This is a genomic window from Pulveribacter sp. (genome assembly GCF_032079985.1).
GTDB lineage: Bacteria > Pseudomonadota > Gammaproteobacteria > Burkholderiales > Burkholderiaceae_C > Melaminivora.
The window spans coordinates 475,906-496,409 of record NZ_DAMATK010000001.1; the positions used below are offsets into that span (position 1 = coordinate 475,906).

The window sequence follows — 20,504 nt, forward strand, 5'->3', positions numbered from 1 at the left end:
ATGGAACTCAATAACATCCAGCCCGCAGCAGGAGCCAAGCACGCCGCTCGCCGCGTCGGTCGCGGCATCGGCTCCGGTCTGGGCAAGACGGCCGGTCGCGGCCACAAGGGCCAGAAGTCCCGCTCGGGTGGCTACCACAAGGTTGGCTTCGAAGGCGGTCAGATGCCTCTGCAGCGCCGCCTGCCCAAGCGTGGCTTCAAGTCGCATCTGCTCAAGTTCAATGCCGAAGTGACGCTTTCCGCCCTGAGCCGCCTGGATGCGGCCGAGGTGGACGTGCTCGCCCTCAAGAAGGCTGGCCTGATCGATGAGCTGACCCGTGTGGTCAAGGTCATCAAGAGCGGCGAGATCACTCGCGCCGTGAAGCTGTCGGGCATTGGAGCCACCGCTGGCGCCAAGGCTGCCATCGAGGCGGCCGGCGGCAGCGTGGCCTGATCGGCCGCACACGACGAAAGGCATCCGTGGCTACGAACGCAGCTCAACTGGCGAAAACCGGCAAGTTCGGCGACCTTCGCCGGCGCCTGGTCTTTCTGCTGCTCGCGCTGGTCGTGTACCGCGTGGGCGCACACATCCCCGTCCCGGGGATCGATCCGGCGCAGCTGCAGCAGCTGTTCAACGGCCAGCAGGGCGGCATCCTCAACCTCTTCAACATGTTCTCGGGTGGGGCGCTGTCGCGCTTCACGGTTTTCGCGCTGGGGATCATGCCGTACATCTCGGCATCGATCATCATGCAGCTGATGACCTATGTGGTTCCCACGTTCGAGCAGATGAAGAAAGAAGGGGAGGCCGGTCGCCGCAAGATCACGCAGTACACCCGTTACGGGACCGTCGGCCTGGCCGTTTTCCAGTCGCTGGGCATCGCCGTGGCACTGGAAAGCCAGGCGGGGCTGGTGCTCGATCCGGGCTTCGGCTTCCGCATGACGGCCGTGGTCAGTCTCACTGCAGGCACCATGTTCCTGATGTGGCTGGGAGAGCAGATCACTGAGCGTGGTCTGGGCAACGGGATCTCGATCCTGATCTTCGCCGGCATCGCTGCCGGCCTGCCCAGCGCCTTGGGTGGCCTGCTGGAGTTGGTGCGTACTGGTGCCATGGGCATCCCCGCCGCCATCTTCATCGTGGCAATCGTGGGCTTGGTCACGTACTTCGTGGTGTATGTGGAGCGCGGCCAGCGCAAGATCCTGGTGAATTACGCACGCCGTCAGGTGGGCAACAAGGTGTATGGGGGGCAGTCCTCGCACCTGCCGCTCAAGCTGAACATGGCTGGCGTGATCCCGCCGATCTTCGCCTCGTCGATCATCCTGCTGCCTGCGACCATCGTGAACTGGTTCAGTGCCGGTGAGTCCATGCGCTGGCTGCGCGATATCGCAGGCACGCTCACGCCTGGTCAGCCGATCTACGTGCTGCTGTATGCGACCGCCATCGTGTTCTTCTGCTTCTTCTATACCGCGCTGGTTTTCAACAGCCGGGAAACGGCAGACAACCTGAAGAAGAGCGGGGCGTTCATCCCCGGGATTCGTCCGGGTGAGCACACGGCACGCTACATCGACAAGATCCTGGTTCGGCTGACGCTGGCGGGGGCGATCTACATCACCTTCGTGTGCTTGCTGCCGGAGTTCCTGATCCTGAAGTACAACGTGCCGTTCTATTTTGGCGGCACCTCGCTGCTGATCATTGTGGTAGTGACCATGGATTTCATGGCCCAGGTGCAGAACTACCTGATGAGCCAGCAGTACGAGTCGCTGCTCAAGAAGGCGAACTTCAAGACGACGGCTGGCGCCTGACCCACTGGCCTGGTTTTGGTGAATCCGCTATAGTGGCGGGTTCGCCAGAATTGCGGCAATTTTCATTGATGCCCAACGTTCGCTCGCGGGCTGATTTTTGTGTTCCGCTGTATCCCGTAAGGGAAGGAACGATTGGACAAGTTTAGGAGAATGCAATGAGAGTTTCGGCTTCGGTAAAGAAGATCTGCCGCAACTGCAAAATCATCCGCCGCAAGGGTGTGGTGCGCGTGATCTGCACGGATCAGCGTCACAAGCAGCGCCAGGGCTGATGGCTTAACGATCATTAGAGGACGCACATGGCTCGTATCGCTGGTATCAACATTCCGCCCCATCAGCATGCCGAAATTGGTCTGACGGCCATCTACGGCATTGGGCGCACCCGTGCTCGCAAGATCTGCGATGCATGCGGCATCGACTACTCCAAGAAGGTCAAGGAATTGACCGACGCAGATCTGGAAAAGATCCGCGACCAAATCGCCCAGCTCACCATCGAAGGTGACCTGCGTCGCGAGACGACGATGAACATCAAGCGCCTGATGGACATCGGCTGCTACCGGGGCTTCCGTCATCGCCGCGGCCTGCCGATGCGCGGTCAGCGCACCCGCACCAACGCCCGCACCCGCAAGGGTCCGCGCAAGGGCGCAGCGGCACTGAAGAAGTAAGGACTGAAAGAACCCTATGGCTAAGTCTCCTGCCAACAACGCCGCCCAGCGCGTGCGCAAGAAGGTCCGCAAGAACGTCTCCGACGGCATTGCCCACGTTCACGCCTCCTTCAACAACACCATCATCACCATCACCGACCGCCAGGGCAATGCACTGTCCTGGGCTTCGTCGGGTGGTCAAGGCTTCAAGGGCTCGCGCAAGTCCACTCCCTTCGCTGCTCAGGTGGCCTCGGAAGTGGCCGGTCGTGCCGCCATGGAGCAGGGCATCAAGAACGTGGACGTCGAGATCAAGGGCCCCGGTCCGGGTCGCGAATCCTCCGTGCGCGCCCTGGGCGCCCTGGGCATCCGCATCACGTCGATCTCCGACGTGACGCCTGTCCCGCACAACGGCTGCCGCCCGCAAAAGCGCCGCCGCATCTGATCTCACACTGAAGCCCACCGCCACCCATCGCATTCGCGTGCGATGAAGGTGGCTCCCGCAGCAAGCCTGCGGCAGCTGAAAATACCAAGGAAACTCAAGTGGCACGTTATCTGGGCCCCAAGGCCAAACTCTCCCGCCGCGAAGGCACCGACCTGTTCCTCAAGAGTGCGCGTCGCTCGATCGCGGACAAGGCCAAGTTCGACTCCAAGCCTGGCCAGCACGGCCGTACTTCTGGCGCACGCACCTCCGACTACGGTCTGCAACTGCGCGAAAAGCAGAAGGTCAAGCGCATGTACGGCGTGCTGGAAAAGCAGTTCCGCCGTTACTTCGCCGAAGCCGAGCGCCGCAAGGGCAACACCGGCGCCAACCTCCTGGGCCTGCTGGAAAGCCGCCTGGATAACGTGGTGTACCGCATGGGCTTCGGCTCCACGCGCGCCGAAGCACGCCAGCTGGTGTCGCACAAGGCCGTTACGGTGAACGGCCAGTCCGTGAACATCGCTTCCTATCTCGTGAAGGTCGGTGACGTAGTCGCCGTGCGCGAGAAGTCCAAGAAGCAAGCACGCATCGTCGAAGCGCTGCAGCTGGCACAGCAGGTCGGCATCCCGGCCTGGGTCGAGGTCAATGTCGAGAAGGTCGAAGGCACCTTCAAGAAGGCTCCCGATCGCGACGAATTCGGCGCCGACATCAACGAATCCCTGATCGTCGAGTTGTATTCGCGTTAATCCCGGGCGGCTCCCGCACGGAAAGAAACGTACTCCCCTACCGCGAGGCATCGCGGTAGGGGCGCTTCACCCGCCTTACCGGTGTAACGAGCTGGGGGTATTGAGAGGAAGTCTGCATGCAAACCAATTTGCTGAAGCCCAAGACCATCAACGTCGAGCAGCTGGGCCCTAATCGCGCCAAAGTGGAACTGGAGCCTTTCGAGCGCGGCTATGGCCACACGCTCGGCAACGCCCTGCGCCGGGTTCTGCTCTCTTCCATGGTCGGCTACGCAGCAACGGAAGTGACGATCGCCAGCGTGCTGCACGAGTACTCCTCCATTGACGGTGTGCAGGAAGATGTCGTGAACATCCTCCTGAACCTCAAGGGCGTTGTGTTCAAGCTGCACAACCGTGACGAAGTCACCTTGTCGCTGCGCAAGGATGGCGAAGGCGTCGTGACGGCGCGTGACATCCAGACGCCGCACGATGTCGAGATCGTCAACCCGGACCACGTGATCGCCACGCTGTCCGCTGGTGGCAAACTCGACATGCAGATCAAGGTCGAGAAGGGCCGTGGCTATGTGCCCGGTAGCCTGCGCCGCTATGCCGACGAGTCCACCAAGTCCATCGGTCGCATCGTGCTGGACGCCTCGTTCTCGCCGATCCGCCGCGTGAGCTACACGGTGGAAAGCGCTCGCGTGGAGCAGCGCACCGACCTGGACAAGCTGGTGATGGAGATTGAGACCAACGGTGCCATCTCGGCCGAAGACGCCGTGCGCGCATCGGCCAAGATCCTGGTCGAGCAGCTGGCTGTGTTTGCGCAACTCGAAGGCGGCGAACTGGCTGCGTTCGACGCACCTTCCAGTTCGCGCGGCGCCGCCACGTTCGACCCGATCCTGCTGCGTCCGGTGGACGAGCTGGAACTCACGGTGCGTTCGGCCAACTGCCTGAAGGCTGAGAACATCTACTACATCGGTGACCTGATCCAGCGCACCGAGAACGAGCTGCTCAAGACGCCCAACCTGGGCCGCAAGTCGCTCAACGAAATCAAGGAAGTGCTCGCCTCGCGCGGCCTTACCCTGGGCATGAAGCTCGAGAACTGGCCGCCCGCCGGCCTGGACAAGCGCTGATCTGCCATTTGTCCCCACCTGGGGAGTGCTCCGGGCAGTACCTGATACGGCTGCCCGTTTTAATTGATTGATAAGGAAAGCACCATGCGTCACGGACACGGCCTGCGCAAACTCAACCGCACGACATCGCACCGCCTTGCGATGCTGCAGAACATGATGAACTCGCTCATCGAGCACGAGGCCATCAAAACCACCGTTCCCAAGGCCAAGGAACTGCGCCGCGTGATCGAACCCATGATCACCCTGGCCAAGGAGGACTCCGTCGCCAACCGCCGCCTGGCCTTCAACCGCCTGCGCGACCGCGACAGCGTGACCAAGCTGTTCAACGAACTGGGTCCGCGCTTCAAGGCCCGTCCCGGTGGCTATACGCGCATCCTGAAGATGGGCTTCCGCGTGGGCGACAACGCACCCATGGCCTATGTGGAGTTTGTCGAGCGCGCCGAAGAAGATGCTGGCGAAGCCGCTGAATCTTCGGCCAAGGCATAAAAATAGGGTATACTCTCATTTCTGACGCGCGATGGAGCAGCCTGGTAGCTCGTTGGGCTCATAACCCAAAGGTCGGAGGTTCAAATCCTCCTCGCGCAACCAAACAATTCAGGCCTGCAGCCTGAACTTCAAAAAGCCCGCTTACGCGGGCTTTTTTTTGCCCGGAGCCAGCTCCGCGTGCGGCATCAGCCGTTTTTCATGCGCAAGGCGGCCTCATACAAGGGGTTGCGCGGCGCTCCCGTGATTTCGGCAGCCAGTCTCACCGCGGCCTTGGTGGGCAGTTCAGCGAGCAGCAGGGCCAGCACTTGCTCCCCCTGGCCGAAGGCCGCGTCTGCCTGGGCGGCCATGGGATGCAGCAGAACCACGAACTCGCCTTTGGCCCTCTGGGGCGACCCTGCCAGCCACGCGGGCAGCTCGCTTGCAGGGTGGCTGGAAACCTCCTCGAACTGCTTGGTTAGCTCCCGAGCCAGCGTGACCCGGCGCTCGCCCAGTACGGCCAGGGCAGTGGCCAATTCTTGTATGCGGTGAGGCGCCTCCAGCAGCACCACGCAGCGTGGCTCCTGAGCCAGGTGCTGGATGGCGTTAGTGCGTTCTCCCGCCCGGGTGGGCAGAAAGCCGTGGAAAACGAAGCCCTGCGCCTCGGTGGACGCTGCGACTGCCCCTGCCACGCTGAGCGCCGTGGTCACGCTGCTGGCGCCCGGCAGCGGAATGCAGCGCAGGCCTTCCTTCTGCACCGCATCCACCAGGCGAGCACCCGGGTCGCTCACGCCAGGGGTGCCGGCGTCGCTGACATACGCTATGCGCCTGCCCTGCTGCAGCTGGGCGACCACCTGCTGCGCGGCCTGCGCTTCGTTGTGCTGGTGCAGCGCCAGCAGGTTGGCACCACCCTTGTCGATGCCATAGGCGCGCAGCAATGCCTGAGTATGTCGCGTGTCTTCGCAAGCGACGATGTCGGCCAGCTGCAGCACATGCAGTGCGCGCAGGGTGATATCAGCCAGGTTGCCGATGGGCGTGGCCACGACATACAGAGCGCCCTGCGGATAATGCTGCGCGGCAGCCGCGTCGTGTGCGGCGCCAAGGGCCGAAGCAAAGGATGCGCTCAATGGGATTCCTTCAAAACAGTGGCGCGGGCCGGCAGGGAATGGTCACGACTACGCGCGTGGCGGGCCAGGCGGCCGAGGAGCAGGCGCTGGCCCACCTGCTGGCGGCGGGCCTGGTGCTTGTGCAGCGCAATTATCGGACCGCCGGGCGCGGCGGCGGCGAGATCGACCTGATCATGCGCGAGCCCGACGGCACGCTGGTGTTCGTCGAGGTGCGTAGCCGCGCTGGCGCCAGCCATGGCGGCGCGGGCGCCAGCATTGGCGCCACCAAGCGCCGGCGCATCATCTTTGCTGCACAGTGCTACCTGATGCGCTGGGCGCAGCCACCGGCCTGCCGCTTCGACGCGGTGCTGATCGAGCAGGGCCGGCTGCAATGGCTGCGCGCAGCCTTCGACGCTGGCTAAAGCGCGGACGGGCGGGCAGGCATCGGGCGGCGGGTATCATCTCCGGCCCATGCTTGAGCAACGGATCCAGCAGCACTTCATTGACAGTGCCGATCTCAAATACCAGACCTCGCAGGCCCTGAGCGGCGCCATCGCCGCGGCGGTGCAGGCGATGGTGGCCTCCATTACCGGCGGCGCCAAGCTGCTGTCCTGCGGCAGTGGCCCCTGCGGCGCGCTGGCGCAGCAGTTCGCGGCCTTGTGCGTGGGTGGTTTCGAGCGCGATCGGCCCGAGCTGGCTGCCCTGGCGCTCGTACCCGATGCCACCTGGATGGCCGCCTCGACCACCGAAGCCGTGGCATCGCCGCTGGCACGCCAGGTGCGCGCTCTGGGCCAGGCGGGGGACGTGCTGCTGGCCTTGACCACCAGTGGCAACGAGCCTGCCCTGCTGGAGGCCGTGCAGGCCGCCCACGAGCGCGACATGACCGTGGTCGCCCTGTGCGGGCGCGACGGCGGCGGCCTGGCCGGCCTGCTGCGCGAGACCGACGTGCAAATCTGCGTGCCCCACGACCGGCCCGCGCGCGTGCGTGAGGTACAGACCCTGGTGCTGCACTGCCTGTGCGACGGCATGGATGCCCAATTGCTTGGAGATCAGGAGATATCGCTATGAAAGAACGCTTCCTGCGCGGTGCTGCGGCCGTGCTCGCCGCCGCTGCCCTGGGTGCCGGGCTGTCCGCCTGCGCACCGCTGGTCATTGGCGGCGGAGCCATGGTCGGCACCTTGATGGTCCTTGACCGCCGCACTGCGGGCGCCCAGGTCGAGGACGAGGGTATCGAGTTGCGCGCTGCCAGCCGCATCCGCGAAACCTTGGGCGATCGGGTGCACGTGAACGTCACCAGCTACAACCGCCAGGTCCTGCTGACCGGGGAGGTGGCCACTGCCGAAGACGGCCAGAAGGTCGAGCAGATCGTGCGCAGCGTCGAGAATGTGCTGTCCGTGGTCAACGACCTGGGGGTCATGCCCCCGTCCAGCCTGACGCAGCGCTCCAACGACACCTTCATCACCGGCAAGGTGCGCGCCAGCCTGGTGGATGCCAAGGACCTCACGGCCAGCGCCTTCAAGGTGGTGACCGAGCGCAACGTGGTCTATCTGATGGGCCGCGTGACGCAGCGCGAGGCCAAGCGCAGCGCCGAGATCGCCCGTGGCGTGAACGGCGTGCGCAAGGTGGTGCGGGTGTTCGAAGTGATCAGCGAGGACGAACTGGCCCGCCAGCTCGCTCAGCCCGCGCCCGTCACCCAGGACCCGGCGGCCACTGCGCCGGCCAAGCCCTGAGCGGACGCCCCCTCAGCTTTTTTTGGGAGCGGCCAGTCGCGTGATCAGGCTGGACGTGTCCCAGCGCCCGCCGCCGGCGCGCTGCACGTCGGCATAGAACTGGTCCACCAGGGCCGTCACCGGCAGCAGGGCGCCGTTGCGCTTGGCCTCCTCCAGCACCAGGCCGAGGTCCTTGCGCATCCAGTCCACGGCAAAGCCGAAGTCGAAGCGGCCCAGGGCCATGGTCTTGCCGCGGTTGTCCATCTGCCAGCTCTGCGCCGCGCCCTTGCCGATGACGTCCAGCACCAGCGGCATGTCCAGGCCGGCCTGCTGGCCGAAGGCCACGGCCTCCGACAGGCCCTGCACCAGCCCGGCGATGCAGACCTGGTTGACCATCTTGGCCAGCTGACCGGCGCCGCTGTCCCCGATGCGGGTGAAGGCCCGGGCAAAGGCCATGCCGGTCGGTTGCACGGCGTCGAAGGCCGCCTGGTCGCCTCCGCACATCACCGTCAGCAGGCCGTTCTGCGCGCCGGCCTGACCGCCAGAGACGGGCGCGTCGACGAACTCCAGGCCACGCCCGCGCGCCTGGGCGTGCAGCTCGCGCGCCACGGCGGCCGAGGCCGTGGTGTGGTCCACGAAGATGGCGCCAGGCTGCATGCCGGCAAAGGCGCCGTCCTCGCCCAGGACCACCGAGCGCAAGTCGTCGTCGTTGCCCACGCAGCAAAAGACGATGTCCGCGCCCTGGGCGGCCAGCCGTGGGGTTTCGGCATGTTTTTGCTCTCCAGCGCCCGCGAATTCAGCGGTCCAAGCTATTGATTTGCTAGCGGTACGGTTGTAGACGGTGACGCTGTGGCCGGCGCGCGCCAGGTGCCCAGCCATGGGGTAGCCCATCACGCCCAGGCCGAGGAAGGCCACACGGCGCGTGGGGACGGCGTCGTAGGGGCGGGGATTGATGCTGCTGGTCATGGGCTCTCCTTGGGAAGTTCGAAGGCCCGCGGGACGCGGCACGCCAGCCGTGGGTGCGCTGCCGGGCGGGCCGGGAAGCGGGCCGCACCAGCGGCCCGGTGAAAACAGAGGGGTTGGCCGCCGCCAGTCCCTCAGACGATGGCGAAGTGCTCGGTGCCGGCGGCCAGGTCGGTGGTCTTGGCGCGCTGGCTGCTGAGCTTGATCTGCAGGCGCAGGTCGTTGACCGAGTCGGCGTTGCGCAGCGCGTCCTCGTAGGTGATGACGTTGGATTCGAACAGGTCGAACAGCGACTGGTCGAAGGTCTGCATGCCCAGATTGCGGCTCTTCTTCATGATCTCCTTGATCTCGGTGACGTCGCCCTTGAAGATGAGGTCGGCGATCAAGGGGGTGTTGAGCATGATCTCCACCGCGGCGGCGCGGCCCTTGCTGTCCTGGCGCGGCAGCAGGCGCTGCGAGACCATGGCGCGCAGGTTCAGCGACAGGTCCATCAGCAGCTGCGTGCGCCGCTCCTCGGGGAAGAAGTTGATGATCCGGTCCAGCGCCTGGTTGGCGCTGTTGGCGTGCAGCGTGGCCAGGCACAGGTGGCCGGTCTCGGAGAAGGCCACCGCGTGCTCCATGGTCTCGCGGTCGCGGATCTCGCCCATCAGGATCACGTCCGGCGCCTGGCGCAGGGTGTTCTTCAGGGCCGCTTCCCAGCTGTCCGTGTCCAGGCCGATCTCGCGCTGCGTGACCACGCAGTTCTTGTGCGGGTGCACGAACTCCACCGGGTCCTCCACGGTGATGATGTGGCCGAAGGTGTGCTCGTTGCGCCAGTCCAGCATGGCCGCCAGCGTGGTCGACTTGCCCGAGCCCGTGGCGCCCACCAGGATGCACAGCCCGCGCTTGGTCATCACGACCTCCTTGAGCACCTGCGGCATGCCCAGCCCGTCGATGGTCGGCGGCGTGGTGGGGATGGAGCGCAGCACCATGCCCACGCGGCCCTGCTGGATGAAGGCGTTGACGCGGAAGCGCCCGATGCCGGCCGGCGAGATGGCGAAGTTGCACTCCTTGGTGCGCTCGAAGTCGGCGATCTGGCGGTCGCTCATGATGGAGCGCGCCAGCGTCAGCGTGTGCGAGGGCGTGAGCGGCTGAGGCGAGACCTTGGTGACCTTGCCGTCCACCTTGATGGCGGGTGGAAACTCCGCCGTGATGAACAGGTCGCTGCCGCCGCGGCTGACCATCAGCCGGAGCAGGTCGTTGATGAATTTGCTCGCCTGATCGCGTTCCATTGTGCTGTCTCCAAAGATGCCGGCGACCATTGTCGCCCAGGCAAGCGCCGCGTCAGCCGGGGAAGTTTTCCGGGATCTTGGCCTTGCTGCGCGCCTCGGCCGGGCTGATGATGTTGCGCCGCACCAGGTCGGCCAGGTTTTGGTCCAGCGTCTGCATGCCCACGCTGTTGCCGGTCTGGATGGTGGAGTACATCTGCGCCACCTTGGCCTCGCGGATCAGGTTGCGGATGGCGCTGGTGCCCAGCATGATCTCGTGCGCCGCCACGCGGCCCTGGCCGTCCTTGGTCTTGCACAGCGTCTGCGAGATCACCGCCTGCAGCGACTCCGACAGCATGGCGCGCACCATCTCCTTTTCCTCGGCCGGGAAGACGTCGATGATGCGGTCGATGGTCTTGGCGGCGCTGGAGGTATGCAGCGTGCCGAACACCAGGTGGCCCGTCTCGGCGGCCGTCATGGCCAGGCGGATGGTTTCCAGGTCGCGCATTTCGCCCACCAGGATGGCGTCCGGGTCCTCGCGCAGGGCGGAGCGCAGCGCGGCCGAGAACGACAGCGTCATCGGCCCCACCTCGCGCTGGTTGACCAGGCACTTCTTGGACTCGTGCACGAACTCGATGGGGTCTTCCACCGTCAGCACGTGGCCGTACTCGCTCTCGTTCAGGTGGTTGACCATGCCGGCCAGCGTGGTCGACTTGCCCGAGCCCGTGGGGCCGGTCACCAGCACCAGGCCGCGGGGCTTGAGCGCCAGGTCGGCGAAGATCTTGGGCGCGTTCAGCTGTTCCAGCGTCAGGATCTTGCTGGGAATGGTCCGGAACACCGCACCCGCGCCGCGGTACTGGTTGAAGGCGTTGACGCGAAAGCGCGCCAGGCCGTCGATCTCGAAGGAGAAGTCCACCTCCAGGAACTCCTCGTACACCTTGCGCTGCGAGTCCGTCATGATGTCGTAGACCATGGCGTGCACCGTCTTGTGGTCCAGCGCATCGACGTTCAGGCGGCGCACGTCGCCGTGCACGCGGATCATGGGCGGCAGGCCGGCGGACAGGTGCAGGTCCGAAGCCTTGTTCTTGACACTGAAGGCAAGCAGCTGGGTGATGTCCACGGAAGATCCCTCTGGTTTCGTCTGTTACGCTCGCCGCGCATTATGACGACCATCGCCGCCAACCTGGAGCACGTGCGCGCGCGTATCGCCCGCGCCTGCGAGGCCGCCGGCCGCGCCCCGGCCAGGGTCGGCCTGCTGGCCGTGTCCAAGACCTTTGGCGCGGCCGAGGTGCTGCAGGCCGCGCACGCCGGCCAGCGCGCCTTCGGCGAAAACTACCTGCAGGAAGCGGTGGACAAGAAGACCGCCGTGGCCGCGCTCGCGCCCGCGCTGGCCGCCGAGTTGCGCTGGCACTGCATCGGCCCCATCCAGAGCAACAAGACGCGGCTGGTGGCAGAGCACTTCGACTGGGCGCACACGGTGGACCGGCTGAAGATCGCCCAGCGCCTGTCGGGCCAACGCCCGGCGCAGCTGCCGCCGCTCATGGTGTGCATCCAGGTCAACGTCGATGGCGGCGTCAGCAAGTCAGGTGTGCCCCCGCAGGACGCCATCGCACTGGCGCAGGCCGTGGCGCAGCTGCCGCGCCTGTGCCTGCGCGGCGTGATGAGCATCCCCGACCCGGTGCCCGGCCAGGAGGCCCAGCGCGCCGTGCACGCGCGGGTGCGGGACGTGTTCGACGCCATCGCCGCCTGCGGCGCGCCGGGCCTGGAGCGCTTCGACACCCTATCGCTGGGCATGACGGCCGACCTGGAGGCCGCCATCGCCGCCGGCAGCACGCTGGTGCGCGTGGGCAGCGGCATCTTCGGCGCGCGCAGCTAACCCGGCAGCCTGAGGCGCGGGGCCCACGCTGCCGCGCAGTCCTAGCACGCGGCAGGCCAGCCGCGTCAGCTCGGCCACCATGGCCTCGGGCGGCAGGCGGCCGTCGGGCCGGTACCACTGGTAGAGAAAGCCCGGCAGGCTGCACGCCGCCTGGGCGGCGATGCGCACCTCGCCCACGTCGAACCAGCCCTCGGCACGCCCCTGCTCCAGCAGCAGGCACAGGCGCTCGTAGAAATGGTCGGCCAGGCGCTTTTTCGCGGCGACGAAGCGCGGGCTGTAGACCTGCGGCTCGCGGTAGGGGAAGAACGCGGCCGGGTAGTGCGCGATGGTGGCGCGGATCAGCTGCTCCATGCCGGCCGCCACCTTCTCGTGCGCCGGCCGCGCGTCGCCCTCGGCAAAGTCCAGCACCGTGAAGCAGGCCACCGCCGGGCGCCAGCTCAGCAACTCGAAGATCTCCAGCTTGTTGCGGAAGTAGTAGTACACGTAGGGCTTGGTCACGCCCAGCGCCTGCACGATCTGCTCCATGGTGGTGCTGGCGTAGCCCTGCGCCGCAAAGAGCCGCTCGGCCGCGGCCAGGATGCGCTCGCGCTTGTCCGCGCTGCCGGGCGTGTCGGCGCGCTGGCGCCCGCGCCCCAGCGTGATGGGAAAGGGATGTGCCTCTTTATTTGCGCCTGTCGCCTGCGTTATACCCATGGGTAGCATTGTGCGGGGCGGCCGCTTATGCTGGCAAGCAGCGAACGAACAAACAGGCCTTCCAGGAGACACCGCATGACCCATTCCCAGCCACTCCAGCCGCTGCACGAGCACCTGCGCCGCCATGCCCGCGCCACGCCGGGCGCCACCGCCATCGACTGGTACGGCCGCCGCATCCCCTGGGCCGAACTGGACGCCACCAGCGACGCCTTCGCCGCGCGGCTGCAGGCGCTGGGCGTGAAGAAGGGCGAGCCCGTGGCGCTGTTCCTGAACAACTGCCCGCAGTACCTGATGGCGCACTACGGCATCCAGAAGATCGGCGCCATCGTCTGCCCCTGCGGCCCGCTGAACAAGGAGCACGAGCTGCAGTACCAGCTGGCCGACCTGGGCGCGCGCGTACTGGTGGCCGCCGACGTGCTGCTGCCGGTGGTGGAAAAAGTCCGTGCGCAGACCAGCCTGGCCCACGTCTTCGTGGTGCGCCACGGCGAGCTGCTGCCCGAGGTGCCGGACTTGCCCGTGCCGCCCGAACTGGATGGCCAGCGCACCGCCAGCCGGCCGCTGGCGGAGGGCGACGAAGACTTCCTGGCCGTGGTGGCCGCCGGGGGCACGCCCGCGCCCGTGGCCCTGTCGATGGACGACGTGGCGCTGATGACCTACACGTCCGGCACCACCGGGTTACCGAAGGGCGCCATGCTCAGCTACGGCAACGCGCTGTTCAAGACGCAGGCCGCGGCCCAGTGCAACGACCTGGCGCAGGGCGACCGGCTGCTGGCCGTGGCGCCGCTGTACCACATCGCCGGCATGGTCATGGGCGTGAACCTGCCGGTCTTCAGCGGCGCGGCCATGACGCTGCTGTACCGCTTCGACCCGGCCGGCGTGGCCCAGGCATTGGAGGGTCGGCGCATCACATGGTGGTACAGCATCGCGCCCATGAATGGCGCGCTGATGCAGCTGCCGGATGCCGGCCAGCGCGACTGGAGCGCGCTGCGCCGCAACCCGGTGACCAGCTTCGGCTTCGCCTGGACCGAGGAGCTGGCGCGCCAGTGGCGCAGCTTCGCCCCCCACTGCACCAGCCACGAGGCCGCCTACGGCCTGAGCGAGACGCACACCGTGGACACCGCCATGCCCGTGGACGCCATCCGCTGGGGCACGCAGGGCCGGGCCGTGCCGGGCAACGAGATCGCCATCGTCGATCCGGCCACCGGCCAGCCGCTGCCCGCTGGCGAGAAGGGCGAGATCGTGGTGCGCGGCCCCGGCAACTTCCGGGGCTACTGGAACAAGCCCGAGGCCACGGCCCAGACCCTGCAAGGCGGCTGGGTGCACACCGGCGACATGGGCCAGCTGGATGCGGACGGCTACCTCACCTTCCTCGGCCGCTTCAAGGAAATGATCAAGGTCTCGGGCTACAGCGTCTTCCCCGAGGAGGTCGAATCCATCCTGAACCGCCACCCCGCCGTGGCTCAGTCCGCCGTCATCGGCGTGCCGGATGCTGGCAAGGGCGAAGTGGTGCGTGCCTTCCTGGTGTCACGGGCGGGCCAGCAGATCGACGCCGAGGCCTTCACCGCCTGGTGCCGCGAGCACATGGCGCCCTACAAGGCGCCGCGCGAGGTGCGCGTGGTGGCCGCGCTGCCGGCCACCGGCGCCGGCAAGGTGCTGCGCCGCCTGCTGCGCGACGCGGATTAAGATTTAAGCCAAATCGGCCTCCATCCCTTGCTGGATAAGCGCTGGCAGCTATAAAAACAATAGAGATATGTTCCATAAAGTCCTGATTGCCAACCGCGGCGAGGTGGCCCTGCGCATCGTGCGCGCCCTGTACGAGCTGGGCGTGGCCAGCGTCGCCGTGCATGCCGAGGACGACGCCGGCGCCCCGCACGTGCGCGCCGCCGATGCCGCCGTGCCCCTGGCCGGCAGTGGCCCCGCCGCCTACCTGGACGGCGCGGCGCTGATCACCATCGCCAGCGCCCAGGGCTGCGACGCCATCCACCCCGGCTACGGCTTCTTGAGCGAGCGCGCCGACTTCGCGCGCGCCTGCGAAGGCGCCGGCCTGCGCTTCATCGGTCCCACGCCGGCGCAGCTGGCGCTGTTCGGCGACAAGGCGCGCTCGCGCGCGCTGGCCGAGCAGCAGGGCGTACCCGTCATGCCCGGCAGCGGCGCGGCCGTATCGCTGCAGCAGGCGCAGGACTTCCTGGCCGCGCAGGGCGGCGCCGGCGTCATGCTCAAGGCCGTGGGCGGCGGCGGCGGGCGCGGCGTGCGCGCCGTGCGCAGCGCCGACGCCCTGCAGGACGCCTGGGAGCGCTGCCGCCGCGAGGCTCAGGCGGCGTTCGGCATCGACGGCCTGTACGTGGAGCGGCTGATGGAGGGCGCGCGCCACATCGAGGTGCAGGTCGTCGCCGACGGCCACGACGCCGTGGCGCTGGGCGAGCGCGAATGCACGCTGCAGCGGCGCTTCCAGAAGCTGGTCGAGATCGCCCCCAGCCCCACGCTGGCGCCGCCGCTGCGCGCGCAGCTGACCCAGGCCGCGCTGGCCCTGGCGCGCGCCGTGCGCTACGAGGGCCTGGGCACGTTCGAATTCCTGGTGGATGCGCAAAGCAGCACGCTGCCCTTCGTCTTCATCGAGGCCAACGCCCGGCTGCAGGTCGAGCACACGGTGACGGAAGAAGTCACCGGCGTGGACCTGGTGCAGGCGCAGATCCGCCTGGCCGCGGGCGAGCGGCTGGCCGACCTGGGCCTGAGCCCCGACGCGCCGCCGCCGGTGCGCGGCTGCGCCATCCAGTGGCGCATCAACGCCGAGCAGTACGACGCCCAGGGCAACGCGCTGCCGGGCAGCGGCACCCTGGCGCGCTTCGACCTGCCCAGCGGCCCGGGCGTGCGCGTGGACACGCACGGCGTGGCCGGCAGCGCGCCCTCGCCGCACTACGACACGCTGCTGGCCAAGCTCATCGTGCACGCGCCGGGCGGCTTTGCGTCGGCGCTGCGCCGCTCGCGCCGGGTGCTGGCCGAATGCGCCATCGACGGCCTGCCGACCAACCTGCCCCTGCTGCGCGCCCTGGCCGCGCGGCCCGAGATGGAAGGCCAGCAGCCGCTGCACACGCGCTGGCTCGAAGCGGTGCTGCCCGAGCTGCTGCAGGAAGCATCAAAAACCATAGCTGCCAGCGCTTGCCCCACAAGCGCTGGAGGCCAAAAAGACCCTGAAACGCCCCTTGCCTCCGTGCCCGAAGGCGCCGTCTGCGCCCCCATGCCCGCGCGCCTGGTGCAGCTGGCCGTGGCCGAGGGCGACGTGGTCGCCGCCGGCACCGAGCTGGCCGTGCTGGAGGCCATGAAGATGGAGCACGTGCTGGCCGCCCCGCACGCCGGCCGCGTGCTGCGCCTGCTGGCCCGCCCGGGCGCGCAGCTGGCGCCGGGCCAGCCGCTGCTGGTGCTGGAGGAGGCGGCCGGCGCTGAGCAGCTGGAGCGCGCGCCGGCGCAGCAGCAGGACCCGGACCACATCCGGGTCGACCTGCAGCGCGTCATCGACCGCCACGCGCACACGCTGGACGCCGCCCGCCCCGAGGCCATGGCCCGCCGCCACGCCCAGGGCAGCCGCAGCGCGCGCGAGAACATTGACGACCTGTGCGACGCGGGCTCCTTCATCGAATACGGCCAGCTGGCCGTGGCCGCGCAGACGCGCCGGCGCAGCATGGAGGACCTGATCGCCAACACCCCGGCCGACGGCATGGTCACCGGCATCGGTAGCGTCAACGGCGCCGCCTGCGGCGAGGAGCGCGCCCGCACCGTCGTCATGGCCTACGACGCCACGGTGCTGGCCGGCACCCAGGGCATGCGCAACCACGCCAAGACCGACCGCATGCTGGGCATCGCCCTGGAGCAACAGCTGCCCGTGGTGCTGTTCGCTGAAGGCGGCGGCGGGCGGCCGGGCGACACCGATATGGCCATCGTCGCCGGCCTGCACGTGCACACCTTCGCCGCCTATGCCGCGCTGTCGGGCCAGGTGCCGGTGCTGGGCATCGCGCACGGGCGCTGCTTCGCCGGCAATGCCGCGCTGCTGGGCTGCAGCGACGCCATCATCGCCACGCGCACCAGCAACATCGGCATGGGCGGGCCGGCCATGATCGAAGGCGGCGGGCTGGGCGTGTTCGCGCCCGAGGACATCGGCCCGGCCGGCGTGCAGCACGCCAGCGGCGTGATCGACGTGCTGGTGCAGGATGAGCGCGAGGCCGTGGCCGCGGCGCGGCACTACCTGTCGTTCTTCCAGGGCCGCGCGCGCGATTGGAGCGCGCCCGACCAGCGCCCCCTGCGCGCCGTGGTGCCGGACAACCGCCTGCGCGTGTACGACACCCGCGCCGCCATGGCGGGCCTGGTGGACGAGGGCAGCCTGCTGCCGCTGCGCACCGGCTTCGGCGTGGGCATCCACACGGCTTTCGGGCGCATCGAGGGCCGGCCGGTGGGCCTGCTGGCCAGCAACCCGGGCCACCTGGGCGGCGCCATCGACGCGGATGCCGCCGACAAGGCGGCGCGCTTCATGCAGCTGTGCAACGCCCACGGCCTGCCGCTGGTCAGCCTGATCGACACGCCGGGCTTCATGGTCGGGCCGGACACCGAGAAGACCGCCCAGGTGCGCCACGTCAGCCGCCTGTTCGTGGCCGCCGCCAGCCTGCGCGTGCCGTTCTTCGCCGTGGTGCTGCGCAAGGGCTACGGCCTGGGGGCCATGGGCATGGCGGCCGGCGGCCTGCACGCGCCGGTGTTCACCGTCGCCTGGCCCACGGCCGAGTTCGGCGCCATGGGGCTGGAGGGCGCAGTGCGCCTGGGGTTTCGCAAGGAGCTGGCCGCCGCGGCCGAGGGCGCCGAGCGCAACGCGCTGTTCGCCGAGCTGCTGGCGCGCCAGTACGTCCACGGCGAGGCCATGCACATGGCCAGCACGCTGGAGATCGACGCCGTCATCGACCCGGCCGAGACGCGCGCCTGGCTGGCCCGCGGGCTGGCCTCGGCGCGCGTGCAGGAAGCCCGCGCGCGCTTCGTGGACACGTGGTAGGCCGGTGTTAAGCTGGCCCGCCTTGGCGCCGGCGGCGCACTTTCAGTTGACGGAGAACCCTTTCCATGCCCGGACTCTTGCCCGATATCGACCCTGACGGACTGCTTGAATTTTCGGTGGTCTATACCGACCGCGCACTCAACCACATGTCCAAGCGCTTCGTGGGCGTCATGCAGGACATCCTGGGCACCCTGAAGAGCGTCTACCACGCCCACACGGCCGTGCTGGTGCCCGGCAGCGGCACCTTCGGCATGGAGGCCGTGGCGCGCCAGTTCGCCAACAAGGAAAAGGTGCTCATCGTGCGCAACGGCTGGTTCAGCTACCGCTGGAGCCAGATTTTCGACGCCGACGCCGGCCTGGGCGGCGGCGCGGTGGTGTGCAAGGCGCGCCAGCAGGACGGTGGCAGCCAGGCGCCCTGGGCGCCGTGCCCGGTCGACGAGGTGGCGGCCGCCATCCGCGCCGAGCGCCCCAAGGTCGTCTTCGCCCCGCACGTGGAGACCGCCAGCGGCATCATCCTGCCCGACGACTACATCCGCACGGTGAGCGACGCCGCGCACGAAGTCGGCGCGCTGTTCGTGCTGGACTGCGTGGCCTCCGGCGCCATGTGGGTGGACATGCAGGCCACCGGCGTCGACGTGCTCATCAGCGCGCCGCAAAAGGGCTGGAGCAGCTCGCCGTGCTGCGCCATGGTCATGCTGTCGCAGCGCGCGCGCCAGGCCATCGAGGGCACGCAAAGCTCCAGCTTCTCGTGCGACCTCAAAAAATGGATGCAGATCGCCGAAGGCTACGAAAAGGGCCAGCACGCCTACCACACCACCATGCCCACCGATGCCCTGGTGCGCCTGCGTGACGTAATGCTGGAGACGCGCGAATACGGCTTCGACAAGGTGCGCGCCGAGCAGATCGAACTCGGCGCCAAGGTGCGCGAGCTGCTGGAGTCGCGCGGCTTCCCCAGCGTGGCGGCTGAAGGGTTCAAGGCGCCCGGCGTGGTGGTCAGCTACACCACCGACCCGGGCATCCAGAGCGGCAAGAAGTTCATCGAGGCCGGGCTGCAGACCGCCTCCGGCGTGCCGCTGCAGTGCGGCGAGCGGCCGGACTTCATGACCTTCCGCGTCGGCCTGTTCGGCCTGGAGAAGTGGCACAACGTGGACCGCACGGTGCAGCACCTGCGCGCCGCGCTCGACCGGGTGGCCTGAGGCCCGAACCGGCGCTCTGGCGCCGGGGGCGCACGCCCACTGGCCCCGCTCTCCTACAGGGCGGCCATGGACGGGGCGGGTGGGGCAGGTCTATGCTGCTGTGATGCAAGCCTCGCCCCTGGACAGCGCCTCGGCCGACGCGGCCGCCTCCCCTCTCGACCCTCTTTCGCCGCCCGACAGCCACGCACGCCAGCTGGCTCGCGCCAAGCGCCAGGCCACCGGGCTGCTTCTGGCGGTGGTGGCCGTCTTCATCCTCACCTACTTCCTGCCGCCCGGGCTGGCCGTGAGCTGCCTGCGCGCCGTGGCCGAGGCCGCCATGGTGGGCGCCCTGGCCGACTGGTTCGCCGTCTCGGCGCTGTTTCGGCGCATACCCCTGCCGCTGGTCTCGCGCCACACCGACATCATTGCCCGCAACAAGGACCGCATCGGCGGCAACCTGGCCGGCTTCGTGCGCGACAAGTTCCTGGACGCGCCCTCGCTGGTCGGCCTGATCCGCCAGCACGACCCGGCCAGCATGCTGGCGCAGTGGCTGACGGCGCCGGCCAACGCCCAGCTGCTGGGCCGCCAGGTGGGCCGGCTGGCGCTGACCGCGCTGGACACGGTGGAGGACGCCAAGATCCAGGCCTTCCTGGCCAACGCGGTGCGCACGCTGATCGGGCAGATCGACGTGTCGCGCTCCATGGCCTCGGTGCTGGGTGCGCTGACCCACGAGGGCCGCCACCAGGCGCTGCTGGACGCGCTGCTGGCGCGCCTGGCCGAGAAGGTGCGCACGCCCGAGACGCGCGAGTTCGTCGCCGACACGCTGGTGCAGTGGCTGCGCCGCGAGCACCCCTTGAAGCAGAAGATGCTGCCCACCGACTGGCTATCGGGCAAGGGCGCAGGCGCCATCACCCACGCCGTGGACACGCTGCTCAAGGCCATCGCCGACGACCCGCGCCACGAGCTGCGCGAGGCGCTGGACGGCGCCGTGGCGCGGCTGATCGAGCAGCTGAAGAACGACCCCGAATGGGCACGCCGCGGCGAGCAGGTGCGCGGCTACCTGCAGGACGACGCACTGCTGGGCCAATACGTGGGCCAGCTGTGGAACGACCTGCGCCGCCGCTTGCGCGAGGACCTGGCCGACGAGAACTCGCAGCTGGCGCGCCGCGTGGCCGGCATGGGCCAGTGGCTGGGCATGTCGCTGGCCGGCGACGCGGCGCTGCGGGTGCGCCTGAACGTGCGCCTGGAGCTTTGGGCCGCCACCTTCGCCCCTGACGTTGCGCAGTCGGTGGCCCAGCACATCCACGCCACCGTGCAGCGCTGGGACGCGGCTGAGACCGCGCGCCTGGTGGAGCTGCACATCGGGCCCGACTTGCAGTACATCCGCATCAACGGCACGGTGGTGGGCGGGCTGATCGGGCTGGTGCTGTTCGGCATCTCGCACGCCCGGGCGCTGTGGCTGGCGACCGGGGGCGGCTGAGGATTGCTATTGAAAGAGGAGCTGCCAGCGCTTTACTGGTAAGCGCTGGAGCCTGTTTTGGCTTGTATCCCA

21 protein-coding genes and 1 tRNA gene are annotated in these 20,504 nt (G+C 68.2%); 17 read left to right on the forward strand and 5 right to left on the reverse strand.

Features of this window, described 5'->3' with window-relative positions; genetic code table 11:
* The 9 genes from rplO (at position 1) to RT282_RS02225 (ending at position 5,280) form a co-directional block, all read left to right on the forward strand.
* The gene (gene rplO / locus RT282_RS02185) at positions 1-432 is read left to right on the forward strand and encodes a 50S ribosomal protein L15 (protein ID WP_312302615.1); all 432 of its coding nucleotides are present in this window, start codon (positions 1-3) and stop codon (positions 430-432) included.
* 26 nt (positions 433-458) lie between these two features.
* Positions 459-1,778 carry a preprotein translocase subunit SecY gene (gene secY / locus RT282_RS02190; protein WP_312302618.1) on the forward strand — a complete coding sequence of 440 codons (1,320 nt, stop codon included), beginning with the start codon at positions 459-461 and terminating at the stop codon, positions 1,776-1,778.
* A gap of 155 nt (positions 1,779-1,933) precedes the next feature.
* Positions 1,934-2,047 (forward strand): 50S ribosomal protein L36, encoded by a 114-nt coding sequence (rpmJ, locus tag RT282_RS02195; protein WP_003050535.1) that lies wholly within the window; start codon positions 1,934-1,936, stop codon positions 2,045-2,047.
* Between the two features lie 27 nt (positions 2,048-2,074).
* Positions 2,075-2,440, forward strand: coding sequence for a 30S ribosomal protein S13 (gene rpsM / locus RT282_RS02200; protein ID WP_313311509.1), 366 nt, complete (start codon positions 2,075-2,077; stop codon positions 2,438-2,440).
* Between the two features lie 16 nt (positions 2,441-2,456).
* Complete coding sequence (gene rpsK, locus RT282_RS02205) at positions 2,457-2,861, forward strand: 30S ribosomal protein S11 (RefSeq protein ID WP_312302622.1); 405 nt, start codon at positions 2,457-2,459, stop codon at positions 2,859-2,861.
* 98 nt (positions 2,862-2,959) lie between these two features.
* Complete coding sequence (gene rpsD / locus RT282_RS02210) at positions 2,960-3,583, forward strand: 30S ribosomal protein S4 (protein WP_312757132.1); 624 nt, start codon at positions 2,960-2,962, stop codon at positions 3,581-3,583.
* A 116-nt stretch (positions 3,584-3,699) separates the two neighbouring features.
* The gene (locus tag RT282_RS02215) at positions 3,700-4,692 is read left to right on the forward strand and encodes a DNA-directed RNA polymerase subunit alpha (protein ID WP_312302626.1); all 993 of its coding nucleotides are present in this window, start codon (positions 3,700-3,702) and stop codon (positions 4,690-4,692) included.
* An 84-nt stretch (positions 4,693-4,776) separates the two neighbouring features.
* Complete coding sequence (gene rplQ, locus RT282_RS02220) at positions 4,777-5,178, forward strand: 50S ribosomal protein L17 (protein WP_313311510.1); 402 nt, start codon at positions 4,777-4,779, stop codon at positions 5,176-5,178.
* A gap of 25 nt (positions 5,179-5,203) precedes the next feature.
* Positions 5,204-5,280, forward strand: a tRNA-Met gene (locus RT282_RS02225).
* Positions 5,281-5,363: 83 nt separating this feature from the next.
* Here the strand turns inward: RT282_RS02225 and rsmI are convergent.
* Complete coding sequence (gene rsmI, locus RT282_RS02230; protein ID WP_312302629.1) at positions 5,364-6,281, reverse strand: 16S rRNA (cytidine(1402)-2'-O)-methyltransferase; 918 nt, start codon at positions 6,279-6,281, stop codon at positions 5,364-5,366.
* Here rsmI and RT282_RS02235 point away from each other — a divergent pair.
* The 3 genes from RT282_RS02235 to RT282_RS02245 are packed head-to-tail and all read left to right on the forward strand — an operon-like array spanning position 6,281 to position 7,990.
* Positions 6,281-6,682, forward strand: coding sequence for a YraN family protein (locus RT282_RS02235; RefSeq protein WP_312302630.1), 402 nt, complete (start codon positions 6,281-6,283; stop codon positions 6,680-6,682). The genes rsmI and RT282_RS02235 overlap by 1 nt on opposite strands.
* A gap of 49 nt (positions 6,683-6,731) precedes the next feature.
* Positions 6,732-7,328 carry an SIS domain-containing protein gene (locus RT282_RS02240; protein ID WP_313311511.1) on the forward strand — a complete coding sequence of 199 codons (597 nt, stop codon included), beginning with the start codon at positions 6,732-6,734 and terminating at the stop codon, positions 7,326-7,328.
* Positions 7,325-7,990 (forward strand): BON domain-containing protein, encoded by a 666-nt coding sequence (locus tag RT282_RS02245; protein ID WP_312757125.1) that lies wholly within the window; start codon positions 7,325-7,327, stop codon positions 7,988-7,990. The genes RT282_RS02240 and RT282_RS02245 overlap by 4 nt, the downstream gene beginning before the upstream one ends.
* Before the next feature lie 12 nt (positions 7,991-8,002).
* Here RT282_RS02245 and RT282_RS02250 read toward each other — a convergent pair whose 3' ends face one another.
* From RT282_RS02250 to RT282_RS02260, 3 genes are all read right to left on the reverse strand, one after another.
* Positions 8,003-8,935, reverse strand: coding sequence for an NAD(P)-dependent oxidoreductase (locus RT282_RS02250; protein ID WP_313311512.1), 933 nt, complete (start codon positions 8,933-8,935; stop codon positions 8,003-8,005).
* A gap of 131 nt (positions 8,936-9,066) precedes the next feature.
* Positions 9,067-10,203, reverse strand: coding sequence for a PilT/PilU family type 4a pilus ATPase (locus RT282_RS02255; RefSeq protein ID WP_313081017.1), 1,137 nt, complete (start codon positions 10,201-10,203; stop codon positions 9,067-9,069).
* Positions 10,204-10,255: 52 nt separating this feature from the next.
* On the reverse strand, positions 10,256-11,299 hold the full coding sequence (locus RT282_RS02260) for a type IV pilus twitching motility protein PilT (protein WP_312757119.1): 1,044 nt from the start codon (positions 11,297-11,299) through the stop codon (positions 10,256-10,258).
* Between the two features lie 42 nt (positions 11,300-11,341).
* On the opposite strand from RT282_RS02260, the gene RT282_RS02265 reads away from it, so the two are divergent.
* Positions 11,342-12,055 carry a YggS family pyridoxal phosphate-dependent enzyme gene (locus RT282_RS02265; protein WP_313311521.1) on the forward strand — a complete coding sequence of 238 codons (714 nt, stop codon included), beginning with the start codon at positions 11,342-11,344 and terminating at the stop codon, positions 12,053-12,055.
* Here the strand turns inward: RT282_RS02265 and RT282_RS02270 are convergent.
* Positions 11,960-12,748, reverse strand: a complete 789-nt coding sequence (locus RT282_RS02270; protein WP_313311522.1) for a TetR/AcrR family transcriptional regulator — start codon at positions 12,746-12,748, stop codon at positions 11,960-11,962. The genes RT282_RS02265 and RT282_RS02270 overlap by 96 nt on opposite strands.
* Before the next feature lie 75 nt (positions 12,749-12,823).
* Here RT282_RS02270 and RT282_RS02275 point away from each other — a divergent pair, with 75 nt between their 5' ends.
* The 4 genes from RT282_RS02275 (at position 12,824) to RT282_RS02290 (ending at position 20,432) form a co-directional block, all read left to right on the forward strand.
* The gene (locus tag RT282_RS02275; protein WP_313311523.1) at positions 12,824-14,431 is read left to right on the forward strand and encodes an AMP-binding protein; all 1,608 of its coding nucleotides are present in this window, start codon (positions 12,824-12,826) and stop codon (positions 14,429-14,431) included.
* Between the two features lie 67 nt (positions 14,432-14,498).
* The gene (locus tag RT282_RS02280; protein WP_313311525.1) at positions 14,499-17,777 is read left to right on the forward strand and encodes a carboxyl transferase domain-containing protein; all 3,279 of its coding nucleotides are present in this window, start codon (positions 14,499-14,501) and stop codon (positions 17,775-17,777) included.
* A gap of 65 nt (positions 17,778-17,842) precedes the next feature.
* The gene (locus tag RT282_RS02285; RefSeq protein WP_313311526.1) at positions 17,843-18,973 is read left to right on the forward strand and encodes an aminotransferase class V-fold PLP-dependent enzyme; all 1,131 of its coding nucleotides are present in this window, start codon (positions 17,843-17,845) and stop codon (positions 18,971-18,973) included.
* A gap of 103 nt (positions 18,974-19,076) precedes the next feature.
* Positions 19,077-20,432, forward strand: a complete 1,356-nt coding sequence (locus tag RT282_RS02290) for a DUF445 family protein (RefSeq protein WP_313311527.1) — start codon at positions 19,077-19,079, stop codon at positions 20,430-20,432.
* Positions 20,433-20,504: the final 72 nt, after the last annotated feature.

Excerpts from the sequence above, each read along its gene's own strand:
- RT282_RS02280 (WP_313311525.1), top strand. The coding sequence starts at position 14,499 with ATGTTCCATAAAGTCCTGATTGCCAACCGCGGCGAGGTGGCCCTGCGC.
- RT282_RS02270 (WP_313311522.1), bottom strand. The coding sequence starts at position 12,748 with ATGGGTATAACGCAGGCGACAGGCGCAAATAAAGAGGCACATCCCTTT.
- rpmJ (WP_003050535.1), top strand. The coding sequence starts at position 1,934 with ATGAGAGTTTCGGCTTCGGTAAAGAAGATCTGCCGCAACTGCAAAATC.
- RT282_RS02275 (WP_313311523.1), top strand. The coding sequence starts at position 12,824 with ATGACCCATTCCCAGCCACTCCAGCCGCTGCACGAGCACCTGCGCCGC.
- RT282_RS02255 (WP_313081017.1), bottom strand. The coding sequence starts at position 10,203 with ATGGAACGCGATCAGGCGAGCAAATTCATCAACGACCTGCTCCGGCTG.
- RT282_RS02215 (WP_312302626.1), top strand. The coding sequence starts at position 3,700 with ATGCAAACCAATTTGCTGAAGCCCAAGACCATCAACGTCGAGCAGCTG.
- RT282_RS02240 (WP_313311511.1), top strand. The coding sequence starts at position 6,732 with ATGCTTGAGCAACGGATCCAGCAGCACTTCATTGACAGTGCCGATCTC.
- rpsM (WP_313311509.1), top strand. The coding sequence starts at position 2,075 with ATGGCTCGTATCGCTGGTATCAACATTCCGCCCCATCAGCATGCCGAA.
- RT282_RS02285 (WP_313311526.1), top strand. The coding sequence starts at position 17,843 with ATGCCCGGACTCTTGCCCGATATCGACCCTGACGGACTGCTTGAATTT.
- rplO (WP_312302615.1), top strand. The coding sequence starts at position 1 with ATGGAACTCAATAACATCCAGCCCGCAGCAGGAGCCAAGCACGCCGCT.
- RT282_RS02245 (WP_312757125.1), top strand. The coding sequence starts at position 7,325 with ATGAAAGAACGCTTCCTGCGCGGTGCTGCGGCCGTGCTCGCCGCCGCT.
- rplQ (WP_313311510.1), top strand. The coding sequence starts at position 4,777 with ATGCGTCACGGACACGGCCTGCGCAAACTCAACCGCACGACATCGCAC.
- RT282_RS02250 (WP_313311512.1), bottom strand. The coding sequence starts at position 8,935 with ATGACCAGCAGCATCAATCCCCGCCCCTACGACGCCGTCCCCACGCGC.
- RT282_RS02290 (WP_313311527.1), top strand. The coding sequence starts at position 19,077 with ATGCAAGCCTCGCCCCTGGACAGCGCCTCGGCCGACGCGGCCGCCTCC.
- rpsK (WP_312302622.1), top strand. The coding sequence starts at position 2,457 with ATGGCTAAGTCTCCTGCCAACAACGCCGCCCAGCGCGTGCGCAAGAAG.
- RT282_RS02265 (WP_313311521.1), top strand. The coding sequence starts at position 11,342 with ATGACGACCATCGCCGCCAACCTGGAGCACGTGCGCGCGCGTATCGCC.
- RT282_RS02235 (WP_312302630.1), top strand. The coding sequence starts at position 6,281 with ATGGGATTCCTTCAAAACAGTGGCGCGGGCCGGCAGGGAATGGTCACG.